At 69.5% G+C, this 12,716-nt stretch carries 12 protein-coding genes; 7 read left to right on the forward strand and 5 right to left on the reverse strand.

Going from position 1 to position 12,716, the window contains the following annotated elements; genetic code table 11:
• Positions 1–172: 172 nt before the first annotated feature.
• Complete coding sequence (locus J2S53_RS18900) at positions 173–2,473, reverse strand: helicase-associated domain-containing protein (protein WP_456242098.1); 2,301 nt, start codon at positions 2,471–2,473, stop codon at positions 173–175.
• 194 nt (positions 2,474–2,667) lie between these two features.
• Here J2S53_RS18900 and J2S53_RS18905 point away from each other — a divergent pair, with 194 nt between their 5' ends.
• The 4 genes from J2S53_RS18905 (at position 2,668) to J2S53_RS18920 (ending at position 6,297) form a co-directional block, all read left to right on the forward strand.
• Positions 2,668–2,862: a hypothetical protein gene (locus tag J2S53_RS18905; protein ID WP_092974169.1), complete on the forward strand. Its 195-nt coding sequence runs from the start codon at positions 2,668–2,670 to the stop codon at positions 2,860–2,862.
• A 275-nt stretch (positions 2,863–3,137) separates the two neighbouring features.
• Positions 3,138–4,625 (forward strand): malic enzyme-like NAD(P)-binding protein, encoded by a 1,488-nt coding sequence (locus J2S53_RS18910; RefSeq protein ID WP_456242099.1) that lies wholly within the window; start codon positions 3,138–3,140, stop codon positions 4,623–4,625.
• Between the two features lie 94 nt (positions 4,626–4,719).
• A complete protein-coding gene (moaC, locus tag J2S53_RS18915; RefSeq protein ID WP_456242100.1) occupies positions 4,720–5,211 on the forward strand; it encodes a cyclic pyranopterin monophosphate synthase MoaC in 492 nt (163 codons plus the stop codon).
• A gap of 99 nt (positions 5,212–5,310) precedes the next feature.
• Positions 5,311–6,297 (forward strand): molybdenum cofactor biosynthesis protein MoaE, encoded by a 987-nt coding sequence (locus J2S53_RS18920; RefSeq protein ID WP_456242101.1) that lies wholly within the window; start codon positions 5,311–5,313, stop codon positions 6,295–6,297.
• 372 nt (positions 6,298–6,669) lie between these two features.
• Here the strand turns inward: J2S53_RS18920 and J2S53_RS18925 are convergent, their stop codons facing one another.
• The 4 genes from J2S53_RS18925 to moaA form a co-directional block, all read right to left on the reverse strand.
• Complete coding sequence (locus J2S53_RS18925) at positions 6,670–7,242, reverse strand: VanZ family protein (RefSeq protein ID WP_456242102.1); 573 nt, start codon at positions 7,240–7,242, stop codon at positions 6,670–6,672.
• A gap of 289 nt (positions 7,243–7,531) precedes the next feature.
• Positions 7,532–8,215, reverse strand: coding sequence for a transglycosylase family protein (locus J2S53_RS18930; protein WP_456242103.1), 684 nt, complete (start codon positions 8,213–8,215; stop codon positions 7,532–7,534).
• 760 nt (positions 8,216–8,975) lie between these two features.
• The gene (locus J2S53_RS18935; protein WP_456242104.1) at positions 8,976–9,317 is read right to left on the reverse strand and encodes a MoaD/ThiS family protein; all 342 of its coding nucleotides are present in this window, start codon (positions 9,315–9,317) and stop codon (positions 8,976–8,978) included.
• A gap of 122 nt (positions 9,318–9,439) precedes the next feature.
• On the reverse strand, positions 9,440–10,498 hold the full coding sequence (moaA, locus tag J2S53_RS18940) for a GTP 3',8-cyclase MoaA (protein WP_456242105.1): 1,059 nt from the start codon (positions 10,496–10,498) through the stop codon (positions 9,440–9,442).
• A gap of 185 nt (positions 10,499–10,683) precedes the next feature.
• Here moaA and J2S53_RS18945 point away from each other — a divergent pair, with 185 nt between their 5' ends.
• The 3 genes from J2S53_RS18945 to J2S53_RS18955 all read left to right on the forward strand — a co-directional run bounded on the left by J2S53_RS18945 (position 10,684) and on the right by J2S53_RS18955 (position 12,691).
• Complete coding sequence (locus tag J2S53_RS18945) at positions 10,684–11,088, forward strand: TOBE domain-containing protein (protein ID WP_456242106.1); 405 nt, start codon at positions 10,684–10,686, stop codon at positions 11,086–11,088.
• A complete protein-coding gene (gene modA, locus J2S53_RS18950; RefSeq protein WP_456242107.1) occupies positions 11,085–11,849 on the forward strand; it encodes a molybdate ABC transporter substrate-binding protein in 765 nt (254 codons plus the stop codon). The genes J2S53_RS18945 and modA overlap by 4 nt, the downstream gene beginning before the upstream one ends.
• A 62-nt stretch (positions 11,850–11,911) precedes the next feature.
• Positions 11,912–12,691, forward strand: coding sequence for an ABC transporter permease (locus J2S53_RS18955; protein WP_245779961.1), 780 nt, complete (start codon positions 11,912–11,914; stop codon positions 12,689–12,691).
• Positions 12,692–12,716 lie beyond the last annotated feature (25 nt).

Below are 12,716 nucleotides of genomic sequence, written 5' to 3' on the forward strand. Positions count from 1 at the left end.
CGGCCCGCCCGGCCGAGCCTCCCGGTGCGTGAGTCGTGTCACTCCCGAAGTGGGGCGATCCGCCCCGCGGGGGTGCTCGACCGAGGGAATCACGACGCTCCGGAGGCACCGGCCGAGTGCCGGTGCGTGCCCGGTCAGGCTGATTCCGTCGCGGGACTTCCGGGCGTGCCGCTCACTGGTCGACCACCGCCACCGAGGTGATCCGGTGCAGCGGGAAGTCACCCAGCTCGCCTCGGGCGGAGTCGAACCCCTGCAACACGCCGCCGCCGACACTGACCGGCCGCACGATCCGCTGCGTCGCTCCACCCTGGGCGTCCACGAACCCCAGCCACACGCTGTGGCTCTGGCGCGCCGCCTCCCGCAGCAGTTCCAGCGTCGCGTTCGCGCTGGGCCTGCCGCGTTCGGGCGCGATGGTGTTGCCCCGCGTGGCGGCGGCCTGATCTCCCGCCCGCAGGGTTCGCACCCGCTCGGTGAGCTGCTGCTCGTCCGGGCGAGCGGAGTTGCCCGGTTCGCCGCGTGCTCCGCCGTACCTGCCCCGGCCCTTGATCCGCTGCGGTCCCCGGCTCAGATCCAGCACACCACCGTCGCTGCTCTCCGCGACCGGCGCGTAACCGTTGCCGCGCAACTCGTCGACGAGCTGCTCCAACGGCAGTGGGCTGATCAGCACGGTCGGGGCGATCCGGCGCAGCCCCAGGTGGGCCAGCTGCTGCTTGCCGAGGACCTCGGTGAGCACCACGGGGTCCTCGCAGCGCAGAAACGACGAAGCCGTTCCCGCGCGTAGTTTGCCGTGTCTGCGGGCCGTGTCGTCGATGAGATAGGTCAGTCCCTGCGGCACCGGGGTGCGGGAACGCTGCTCGAACAGTTCCCGCAGCTGTTCGCTGCTGCGTCCGGCGTCGAGCGCTCGTCGCACGCTCGACTCGCTCACGCGATAGACCGTGGCGCTGCCCGCCGACTCCACGTCGGCGGCCAGGTTCAGCTCGGCGGCCAGCTCCGGCTCCAACCTGCCAGGGGCCACCACGGTCAGATCGGCCTGCACCAGCACGTGGTCGACCGGTTCCGGGATCGCCGAGGCCATCACCCCGGCGGCAGCACTCTCGTCACCGGTCAGCAACGCGCGCCCGGCCGAGGAGAGCCCCCCGAGCGCGACGATCCCCAACGCCCTCGCCTCCCGGAGCGTCCAGGTCACCAGTTCGTCGCGCATCGAACCGCCGCGTCGCGGAGCGCGCCAGGCGAGCACGGCGGCCACGCCGTCGTCCCGCCGGAAACCCCATCCGCCGGGCTGCTCGTCCAGCAACTCCAACACGCGCCGCCGATCGCGAGGCGCCGAGGAACGTCGCAGTCCCTCGGACAGCGTGCCCAGCAACCGGTCCCGCGCGTCCCGCGAACCGATCAGCCCGGGCAACCGGGGCAGCTCCAGCCAGGACCCGGCCAGCAGTGCCCAGCGGTGTTCCGGAGAGGCGGCCAACCACACATCGGCCTGCACCGTCGGAACCCACTGCGGATCCTCCTCGGGGCTGGTGTCGACCAGCCCCGTCCCCGCCGCCAGCTCCACGACCAGCGCGGCGCGCGTCTCGTCGCTGCCCAGCTTCCTGGCCAGTTCACGGACGTCACGCACCCCCACGCCGCCGGAACGCAGCACGTCCGGAGGTTCCTGTCCCCAGCTCTCCAGCAACAGCTCGACGTGGCGGTTCAGCTCCAGCGCCTCACCGGCTGCCGTGCCGTCGATGCGCTGCTGGCCGTGCTCGTCGAGTTCCGGCACCGGTTCCGCCGTCGCCACGGTCCCCATCGGGCGGTCGCCTCGCGCGGCGAGCCCGAGCTCACGGGGCAGCTCGACGGTGTTCTCGTCCCGCCGGAGCAGCAGACCGCGGAGCAGCAGCCGACCGATCGGGGTGTCCGAACGCTCCGCGCCGGGTTTTGCCTGCCCCGTGCGCCCGATCGGGGAAGCACCCGCGAGCTTGGTCACGACGCCGAGTTCCTCGTCGTCCAGCTCCGCCAGGACCTCCCGGGCGCGCTGTTCGGACAGTCCCCCGAGTTCGGCCCCCAGCCCCGCGGGGTGGGCGCCGATGGTTTCCCGCACCGTGACCGCGGTGCGCAGCGCCTCGTCCGGTCCCCACACCAGGGCGCGCTCCCGCAGCGGATCGATTCGTGCCCGCAGCTGCTCCCGGGTGGCCTCGCCGCCGAAGAAGCCGGTGAGCCGCTCCAGTGACACGGTTCGCTCGTCGGCGTCCAGCAGCACCAGGGCCTCCAGCACGTTCAGGCTGAACGAGTCCAGGTCCTCGCAGGCGCGCGTGACCGAGGAACGCACCGTCGCGCGTGCCGCGAGCACCGCGGAGTCCGTCGGAGGCGGTGTCGCCAGATCGGGTCGCGAACGCAGCAGCGCGAGCAGCTGCCGGTCGTCGCCGGAACGCAGTAGTTCGGTCAGCGAGTCGACGCTTTCGGGGGGCGGTTCGTTCGCGGCTGGGTCGGCGGGCATCCGTTCCAACATACCCGTGCGGGTGGCTACCCGGTGGTGTGTGGTAGACGGCACTCGGCGTTCGGGGGTGGTGGGGGCAACACCTCGGATCAGGCAGACTGTGCTTCCAGTAGGTAAGTTCGAAACCCTCTCGCGGCTCGGTTCCGGCCGGGACCACCGGGCGTACGCGGCGGGAATCCCCGAAGGAGGTTGGCGTGGCCGACGCGAACAAGTCCAAACGTGAGCGCATCGACCCGGAATGGCCGCACGACGAGGACGGGCACCCGGTGACCGAGTTCCTGGCCGATCGCCAGGGCGCCATGTCCCCCTTCGGGGAGGTCACCTTCCCGCTGCCGGAGGGCTCCGTGCCTTACCACCACCCCGAGACCAGGATCAACAAGAGCTCGTAGCGGTACTCGCTCACGTGAACGGTCGCCGCCCCGCTCGCCCCGGCGTACCACCGGTGCTCCCCGGTGTCGGATCGACCACACGCGGCCGGGGACCGCGAGAGGTTCCGGCGGGCGGGGCACGGCGAGGAGCGGGTTGGCCGGGTCCTGCCAGGGGCGTTGGCCGGTAGGGGACGAACACCCGTTGGGACGGGGTCGCCGTGGTGCCGCGATGGTGAGTTCTAGTCTCGGAACTGCCACAGGGTTTCGCGAGAGCTCATCACTGACAGAGGTGCTACATGCCGGTTCCAGGTCCGGGCTATTCGATCACCGTTCGTGTCGAGGCGCCGCCCTCGGCCAACGCCGCCGGTGATCTCACCACCGCGGTCGGTCGTACCGGTGCGGTCATCACCGCGTTCGACGTGGTGGAGTCGCACTCCGACCGCATCGTCGTGGACATCACCTGCAACTCGTTGTCCGCCGATCACGCCGAGGACATCACCGAGGTTCTCGAGGCGTTGCCGGGCATGCACGTTCGCAAGGTCTCCGATCGGACCTTCCTGGTGCACCTCGGCGGCAAGATCGAGGTCAACTCGAAGGTCGCGCTGGCCAATCGTGACGATCTCTCCCGCGCCTACACCCCCGGTGTGGCACGGGTGTGCACCGCCATCGCGAAGAATCCCGACGACGCGCGCCGACTGACCGTCAAACGCAGTTCCGTCGCGGTACTCACCGACGGCTCGGCCGTTCTCGGGCTCGGCAACATCGGTCCCGAGGCGGCGTTGCCCGTGATGGAGGGCAAGGCGGCGCTGTTCAAGAAGTTCGCCGGGGTCAACGCCTGGCCGGTGTGCCTGGACACCCAGGACACCGAGGAGATCATCCGAGCCGCGGAGCTGCTCGCTCCCGTCTACGGTGGTATCAACCTCGAGGACATCGCGGCGCCGCGTTGTTTCGAGATCGAGGCCAGGCTCCGGGAGAAGCTCAACATCCCCGTCTTCCACGACGACCAGCACGGCACCGCCATCGTCGTGCTCGGGGCGCTGCGCAACGCGCTGCGAGTGGTTGACAAGGATCTCTCGGGCTGTCGGGTGGTGGTCTGCGGCGTGGGCGCCGCGGGCTCCGCGATCATCCGGCTGCTGCGCAAGAAGGATCCGGCCGACATCATCGCGGTGGACGTCGACGGCATCGTGCACAGCGAGCGGCAGGACGCCGACGAGCACCTGCGCTCCATCGCGGAGCAGACCAACGCCGAGGAACGCACCGGGACGCTGAGCGACGCGGTGCGGGGTGCCGACGTGTTCATCGGGGTGTCCGCGCCGAACCTGCTCAGCGAGGAAGACGTGGCCGCCATGAACGACGACGCGATCGTGTTCGCGCTGGCCAATCCCGACCCCGAGGTGGATCCGCTGGTCGCGCAGCGACACGCCACCGTGGTCGCCACCGGCCGCAGCGACTACCCGAACCAGATCAACAACGTGCTGGCCTTCCCCGGGTTCTTTCGAGGACTGCTGGACGCGCACGCGCACGACATCACCGACGACATGATGCTGGCCGCTTCCAACGCCATCGCCGACGTGGTGGACGGCAATGACCGGGTGAACGCCTCGTTCATCGTGCCCAGCGTGTTCGACACCACGGTCGCGCCCGCCGTGGCGGACGCGGTCCGCAGGGTCGCGGTCTCCGGCGAGTCGGTCACCCCGGCGGCACATGGCGGTGCCGCGGGCGGCACCGTGGTGGGTGCCGTGGCGCCGGGCTTCGCGGAACTCGACGAGGACGCCGATATCTGACGAAGCACCACCGGTTCACAGTGCGGCCGTCGTCGGACCTCCACGGCGGCCGCACGCCTGTGTCGCTCCGGTGCCGATCGTCTAGGCTCGCCGCATGGCGACACAGCACGAATTCAGCCACGTGGACGAGTCCGGTGCCGCGCGGATGGTCGACGTCGCCGACAAGGACAGCAGCGCCCGCAGCGCGGTGGCCTCCGGGGTGGTGCGTACGACGGCGGCCGTGATCGAACAGCTGCGCCGGGACGATCTCCCGAAGGGGGACGCGCTCGCCACAGCCCGTATCGCGGGCATCATGGCCGCCAAACGAACCCCGGATCTCGTTCCGCTGTGCCATCCCATCGCGCTCGCCGGAGTGCGGGTGGAACTCGAAACCGCGGAGCGGGAGGTGCGGATAACCGCCACGGTCCGTACCACCGACCGGACCGGGGTCGAGATGGAAGCCCTCACCGCCGTCACCGGCGCCGGACTGGCGCTGCACGACATGATCAAGGCGGTGGACCCGGCCGCCGTGCTCGACGAGGTGCGCGTCGAGCGCAAGGAGGGCGGTAAAACCGGGGTGTGGACCCGGCCGGAAGACTCGGAATGAGCACCGCGTGGAAATGGGCACCGGGTCGGAATGAGCGCCGGGTCGGAGTGAGCGCCGGGCCGAATACTCGGCAGAGTGGCAGGCAGCAGGGAGACAACCATGACCCAACGAAGTGCCCGGGTGATCGCCGCCTCCAACCGCGCGGCGCGGGGAGTCTACGAGGACCGCACCGGCCCCGTGATCGTGGACTGGCTGCGACAGCGCGGTTTCCGGGTGCCCGACGCCGAGGTCGTCGGCGACGGCGAGCCGGTGGGGGAAGCGCTGCGGTCTGCCGTCTCCGAGGGGGTGGAGGTCGTGCTGACCACCGGCGGTACCGGCATCAGCCCCACCGACCGGACTCCCGAGATGACCGCGCGGGTGCTGGACTTCCCCGTGCCGGGGTTGGCGGACGCCCTGCGCGAGGCCGGGTTGCCCGAGGTTCCCACCGCGATCCTCTCGCGCGGGCTGGCCGGTGTCGCGGGCAGCACGCTCGTCGTCAACCTGCCCGGATCGCGTGGGGGCGTGCGGGACGGTCTCGAGGTGCTGGACGGCGTGCTGGAGCACGCGCTGGAGCAGTTGCGCGGTGGTGATCACTCCCTCGGCTCGGAGCCGTCTCCTGTCGCGAACCCCGGCAGCGGCACGGCCGAACCCGCGCCGGTGAACTCGGTCGCCAGCGTCGGGGAGGACGGAGTCGTGATCGCGGGAATGACCGAGGAGAGCATCGACGTGTCCCGTCTCGCCGAGCGAGTGGAGCATCGCGCGGCGGGTGCGGTGGTCACGTTCGCGGGTGCCGTCCGCGACCACGACGGTGGGCGCGGGGTCCAGGAGTTGGAGTACACCGGCCATCCCTCGGCCGAGGAGGTGATCTCGGAGGTGGCGGCCGATGTGCTCTCGCGGTCGGACGGGGTGCGCGCTCTCGCGGTGCAGCACCGCACCGGGATGCTGGGGATCGGTGACGTGGCGCTGGGCTGCGCGGTCTCGGCCGAACACCGCAAGCAGGGTTTCGACGCCTGTGCGGAGCTGGTGGACGAGGTGAAGCGGCGGCTTCCGGTGTGGAAGCGCCAGGTCTTCGACGACGGGCAGGAAGAGTGGGTCAACTGCCCTTAGTGTTACCGCGTCGGCTCTGTCTGCGTGGCAGTGCGGTTGGCGGAACCTCGCGCACGGCTCTCGCTGCGGGGAGGCCCGACATCGGGTAGCGACCTACACAACGTCGGGCCTTCCTCGCGAGAGCCGCACGCGAGAACCCGCGGCGGTGTGGGCTGCGTGCGTGGTGGTTCGGCGTTGCCACGCCGAAAGGACATCAGTCGGTTGGTGAGTAGCGACCTACGCGGCGAGCGGCCCGGCCTTGCAATGCATCCGACTCACGCACCGGGGACACGCGTGCTGCTCACGCCGTACGGCCGCGTCTCCACGGCGGTCTCCGGGGTGGAGATTTCGCGAGAAATCGACGCCAAGGTGGTGCCGCGACACCGGCGAGACTCATCGTCGTTGTTCGATACTCGAACCGTCGCGGTGTCGTGCACCGGTGAACACGACCGTGATCCCTCGCACGAGCAGCACCAGCGCCAGTCCCAGCAGTCCGCCGCTGACGTTGTCGAGCCAGTCCTGCGTGCTGCAGTGCCGAACGAACAGCGTGAATCCCTGACTGGCCTCCACCAGGGCGGGCAACAGCAGTATCACCGCCACGACAGCGGCCGTTTGCAGCCAATTCCGCACGGCCAGCCCGGCACAAATCCCGAACGGCAGCAGCACCAGCGAGTTCAACGAGCTCTGGGTCGGCGTGGGCAGATCCAACAGTCCCGAGCTGTCGGGCCAACCGAGTGGGCAGGCGAATATCCGGCGCGCGGACAGGCCGAACTCCGGTCCGCGCGGCGGCGTGAGTGTCACCGCCGTTCCGGCGGCCAGTGCCGTCGTCGCGGCCAGGGTCGGGGTCTTTCGCGTTCCGGCGGCTCGTGCCAGCCTGCCGTGCAGCGCGGCCCCCAGCAGCGCCAGTACCACGAACACCGCCACAGAAGCGGGAGTCACCACGGCTCGGATCACGGCTTCGAGCACCGCGCTCCCTCCGGTCGGGGGCGAAAACCATGATCCATTCTGGTGCCGTGGCCGGATGGTGTCCAACCGTGTCCGAAAGGTCCTCCGGGCCCTCGAGGAGCCGTGTGGTGAACAAGAACGGGGCCCCGCCGCTGGGGGAAGGCGGCGAGGCCCCGAGCTCGGTGTGCCCGGATCCCGCGTCCCCGGCTAGGCGCCGGGCCGGTGCTCGCTCCCTCGATCCCGAGAACCGGTTCGCGTCCGGGCGCCGGGCTCCGCGGTGGAGCTCGGCCGTGTTTCGGTTATCGCGTCATCAGCGGATGTCGAGCTGCTGACCCGGGAAGATCAGGTCGGCGCTCTCCAGGACGTCGCTGTTGCGCTCGTAGATGTCCTGGTAGTTCACGCCGAACCGCTGACCGATCTCGCTCAGCGTGTCGCCGGAGCGGACGGTGTAGTCGGCGCCGTTCGAGCGCACCGTGGACTGCTGGGACTGCTGCCCGGAGTCCGACTCGGTCTCGGCGGGCTGCTCCTGTTTCGGGGCGGATTCCTGTTTCGGGGCGGATTTCTGCGGCGCGGCTGCCTGCTCCTGGGCGGCGGAGTCCTCGGAGACGGTGCCCTCGTTCCCGGTGCTGCCGCTGACCCAGTTGGTCTTGGCGGTGCAGCCCGGCCAGGCACCGGGACCCTGCTGGGCCAGTACCTTCTTGGCGATGGCGATCTGCTCGGCACGGCTGGCCTGGTGGGCGTTCGGGGCGTACTGGTCACCGCCGAAGGCCGACCACGTCGAAGGGGTGAACTGCAGGCCGCCGTAGAAACCGTTGCCGGTGTTGATGTGCCAGTCACCGCTGGACTCGCACTGGGCGAGCTCGTCCCAGTCCGCGGCACTGGCCGGAGCGGCGACCGCGAGCGGCGTGGCCACCACAGCACCCGCGACGGCCACCCTGGCGGCGTTGCGAGTGAAATTCGACGACTTACGGTGCTTGCCCTTGTAACGAGCCATGTCCCTCTCTCCTGCCGCGCCTGCGGGAGTTCCGACGGCTCCGAAGGGAACCCGGATTCCGTGGAGTTTCGGGGGACTCCAACGGTTTCCCGTCCCTGCCCGGTTTCGTTTCGTTCGGGGGTAGGAAGCCCGCCGGGCAGAGCTCGGCGCTGCGGACTTCCCGGTTTCTCGTTGTTCCGGTCGGTTCGGGGCCGACCGATGGGAACAGTACGTAATCGCGCAAGCGAACGGAAACTTAATGGAATGTGACGCTAGTCACAGTAACATGACTTCGGGGTCACTCGATCAGGGGTATTTGTGCAGCGCACAGCGTTGTTATCAAGCCGTTTCCGAGTCGATATCGATCACTCGCGGTGAGGTCTGAGTCACCTTTGCGGACCCGGCTTCGACCGCACAGATCCAGTGTGGTAGTTCCATCCTGTCATTTTTCGCCGCCGTGTGGAAGGAAGTTGCGCGACGGACGGTTTCGCCACTCTTAGCTATTCGGTGGTCGCGAAGCGCGATCGAAAACGGTTCATCGGGTGATCCGTCACCCGGTTGTGGAATGCGGAAGATGTGGCGCCGGAAAGGCTGCTGTGAGATCCCGGTAAAATCACACAAAAGAGTTAGGCAGACACGCCGAGACATAGCCTCCGGCGTGTCGGTTCCTCGCCGCTGTTGTGCCCAGCCCGGGGTTCCCGGCCGGTGGTTCCCGGCCGGCGGTCGACAGCAACTGGTGGAGAGCCGAGGTGTCGGTCGGATCATCGGGACGCGGACCCGCTCAGCCGCCCGCGAACGGTGGCAACACGTCGAACTCGGCCCCGTCCGGAACCGACACGGTCTCGTCCCGCACGGCCACCCCGTCGAGCAGGAAACCGCACGCTCCGACGACCCGGGCCAACGGTTCCTCGTGCGTTGCCAGCACGGCTCGGACCACGTCGGCCGCGGACACCGGCACGTCAACGGCGCTCGGGCTCACCCGCAGCGTCTCCTCCGCGACCCCGGCCGCCGCACGGGCACCCGCGAAGTACCGCACCCGCACCGCGACCGTCGTCGCCGCGGCGGAGCCCGTCGGCGGGGGATCCGGTGGGACGAGCTGTGTTTCCTGCCGGTCGTCCATCATCGGCCGAGGAGTCCTTTCGGGATGCCGTGTCGGCTCGTGGAGATGCCGTGTCGGCTCGGAGGTCCGGACACGCGCCGGTCGGCGCCTGCCGAACCACCGAGCGAGTAACGCGTCGAGAGGTTCTAACCGCCGATCGAGCTCATCGGGCGGGAAGGCTGCGCGAAGCCCTCCTCGTCCATGCCGTGCCCCGCGGCCTTGGCCCACATGGTCTCTCGCCACAGTCGGGCGAGTTCCTCGTTGTCGGCGCCCTCCCGCATCGGTTCGCGCAGGTTGGTCTCGGTCTGCGAGAACAGGCAGGAGCGCAGCTGCCCGTCGGCCGTCAGCCTGGTGCGGTCGCACGTGGCGCAGAACGGCCTGGTGACCGAGCCGATCACTCCGACCGTCGCGGGGCCGCCGTCGACGAGCCAGCGTTCGGCCGGAGCCGAACCGCGTTCGGCGCTGTACGGGGTGAGGGTGAACTCCTCACCCAGCATCCGCAGGATCTCGTCCGCGGTGATCATCTCCTCGCGGTCCCAGCCGTGTTGCGGATCCAGCGGCATCTGTTCGATGAACCGCAGCTGGTAGTCCCGTTCCAGGCAGAACCGCAGCAGATCGCAGGCCTCGTGATCGTTGGTGTTCCGCAGCAGTACGGCGTTGACCTTCACCGGTTCCAGTCCGGACTCCTTGGCCGCACGCAGTCCGTCCAGCACGTCGTCGAACCGGTCCCGGCGCGTCAGCCGGTGGAACGTCTCCCGGTCCAGGGTGTCCAGCGAGATGTTCACTCGGTCGAGCCCCGCCGTGGCCAGCTGGTCGGCGAACCTGCCCAGGTTGATGCCGTTGGTGGTCAGCGAGGTCTTGGGAGCCCGCGGCAACTCGCTGGTGGCGGTGATGATGTCCACCAGGTCCTGCCGCAGCAGCGGTTCACCACCGGTGAAGCGCACGTTGGTCACCCCGAGTTCGCGTACCGCGAGCTCGATGAGCCGGATCATCTCCCCGGTGTCGAGCATCTCGGAGCGCTTCATCCACGGCAAGCCCTCGGCGGGCATGCAGTAGGTGCAGCGCAGATTGCACTTGTCTATCAGGGACACCCGCAGGTCGGTCGCGATCCGTCCGAAGCGGTCGACCAGGTACGGCGTATCCGGACGCGCCGACGTGTCGATCGTCCGGCGGGCGACCGGGATGCCCAGGTCCACGGAAGTCACACCGTTCAGCGTAACCGCCAAGTCGGGGCGAATTCGATCGCGCGAAACGGTTTTGTGCCGGTGCGCTCAATCGGTAAGGCCGCGACCGCGTGTGGTTCGGAGAAAAACACGAAAACTTCTTTATTCCGTGAAAGCGGAACAAAACCCCTGGATCGAACCGCATTCGCGAGTTTAACGTGTTTTTCGTGCCGCAATATCGTGTTTCCGAGGTAGCGGAACTGCTCGGCGTCAGCGACGACACCGTTCGACGCTGGGTGGACGCGCAGCAACTGCCCGCCGAGTCGGACGGTTCCGGTCGCCTGGTGGTCGAGGGCTCGGCGCTGGCCGGGTTCGCCCGCGCCAGAGCCAGAGCCGCCCGTGACCCCTCCGGGATCGAGCGCTCCGCGCGCAACCGCTTCGTCGGGCTGGTCACCGAGGTCACCTCGGACACCGTCATGTCGCAGGTCGAGCTCCAGTGCGGGTCCCAGCGGGTGGTTTCGCTGTTGAGCACCGAAGCGGTGACCGACCTCGGGCTCCGCCCGGGGGTGCTGGCGGTGGCCGTGGTCAAGTCCACCGCCGTGGTAATCGAGACCCCCGGAGGTGGGCAATGAACCGCACGCCTCGCGGCGCGGCTCCGACGGCGGTGCTGGTGGTCCTGCTGTCCCTGCTCAGTGGCTGCGGTGCCGCGTCGGGCGATCGGAACACCCTGACGGTACTGGCCGCGGCCTCACTGACCGAACCCTTCCGCGAGATCGGCGACGAGTTCTCGAAGCGCGCCCCCGAAGTCGACATCCGGTTCAACTTCCAGGGCTCCTCGCTGCTGGCGGAGCAGATCAGGCAGGGCAGCGGCGGTGACGTGTTCGCCTCCGCGAACACCGACATGATGGCCAGGGTCCGCGGGGCCGACGCGCTCGCGGGTGAACCCCACACCTTCGCCACCAACCAACTGGCCATAGTGGTCCCGCCGGGCAATCCGGCGGGAGTCGAGTCGCTCGCCGACCTCACCGACTCCGACACCTCGCTCGTCGTCTGCGCCCCGCGGGTGCCGTGCGGTTCGGCCACCGAACAGGTCGAGTCCGCCTCCGGCGTGCGGCTCGACCCGGTCAGTGAGGAGAGCGACGTCAAGAACGTGCTGCACAAGGTCGTCGCGGGTGAGGCCGACGCCGGACTCGTCTACGTCACCGACGCCGGTTCCGCTGGTGACGAGGTCGAGGCGATCGACTTCCCGACCTCCGACGAGGTGACCAACGAGTACCCGATCGCCCGCCTGGCCGCGGCGGAGCACCCGGAACTCGCCGGCCGGTTCGTCGAATTCGTGCGCGGTGAACGGGGACAGCGGATCCTCGGCGAGTACGGCTTCGGTGCGCCGTGAGCGAATCGGGGCCACGACGCATCCGTCTCCCCGCTCGGCGCGCACGTGGCGGGGAGCGGCCGGTGGGGGTCCCCCTGCCGCTGCGGCTTCCCGCCCTGCTGGCGCTGGCGCTGATCGTGCTGCCGGTGCTCGGGCTGTTCGCCCGTATCGACCCCGGACGGTTGCCCGCGCTGCTCACCAGCTCGACCGCGCTGACCGCGCTGGAGCTGTCGGTGCGGACCGCGCTGACGGCGACCGTGCTGGCACTGCTGCTCGGCGGACCGCTGGCCGTGGTGCTGGCGCGTTCCCGCTTTCCCGGGCTGCGATTCGTGCGCGGGTGCGTGCTGCTGCCGCTGGTGCTGCCCCCGGTGGTCGGCGGGCTGGCACTGCTCTACCTGCTGGGCCGCACCGGCTCCCTCGGCGGACCGCTGCGCGACTGGTTCGGACTGACCCTGCCGTACACCACCACCGCCGTGGTGCTGGCGCAGACCTTCGTCGCCATGCCGTTCCTGGTGGTGAGCCTGGAAGGAGCGCTGCGCGCGGCGGGAACCGAGTACGAGCGGGTCTCGGCCACCCTGGGGGCCGGGCCGTGGCTGACCTTCCGGCGCGTCACACTGCCCATGCTGCTTCCCCCGCTGGGGTCCGGCCTGGTACTGACCTTCGCACGCGCGCTCGGCGAGTTCGGGGCCACCATCACCTTCGCGGGGAGCCTGCGCGGCACCACACGGACGCTGCCGCTGGCCATCTACACCGAAGCGCAGGCCGACGTGGATGCCGCCGTGGCGATGTCGTTGCTGCTGGTGGCCATCGCCCTGTTGGTCATCCTCGTCGCCCGACCGAAGGCGGTGGAAGGACGTGCCTGACCTTAACGACGGCCCTGATCGTACC

Origin of the sequence: Actinopolyspora lacussalsi (assembly GCA_030803735.1) — a bacterium.
In the GTDB taxonomy this organism is placed as follows: Bacteria; Actinomycetota; Actinomycetes; order Mycobacteriales; family Pseudonocardiaceae; genus Actinopolyspora; species Actinopolyspora lacussalsi.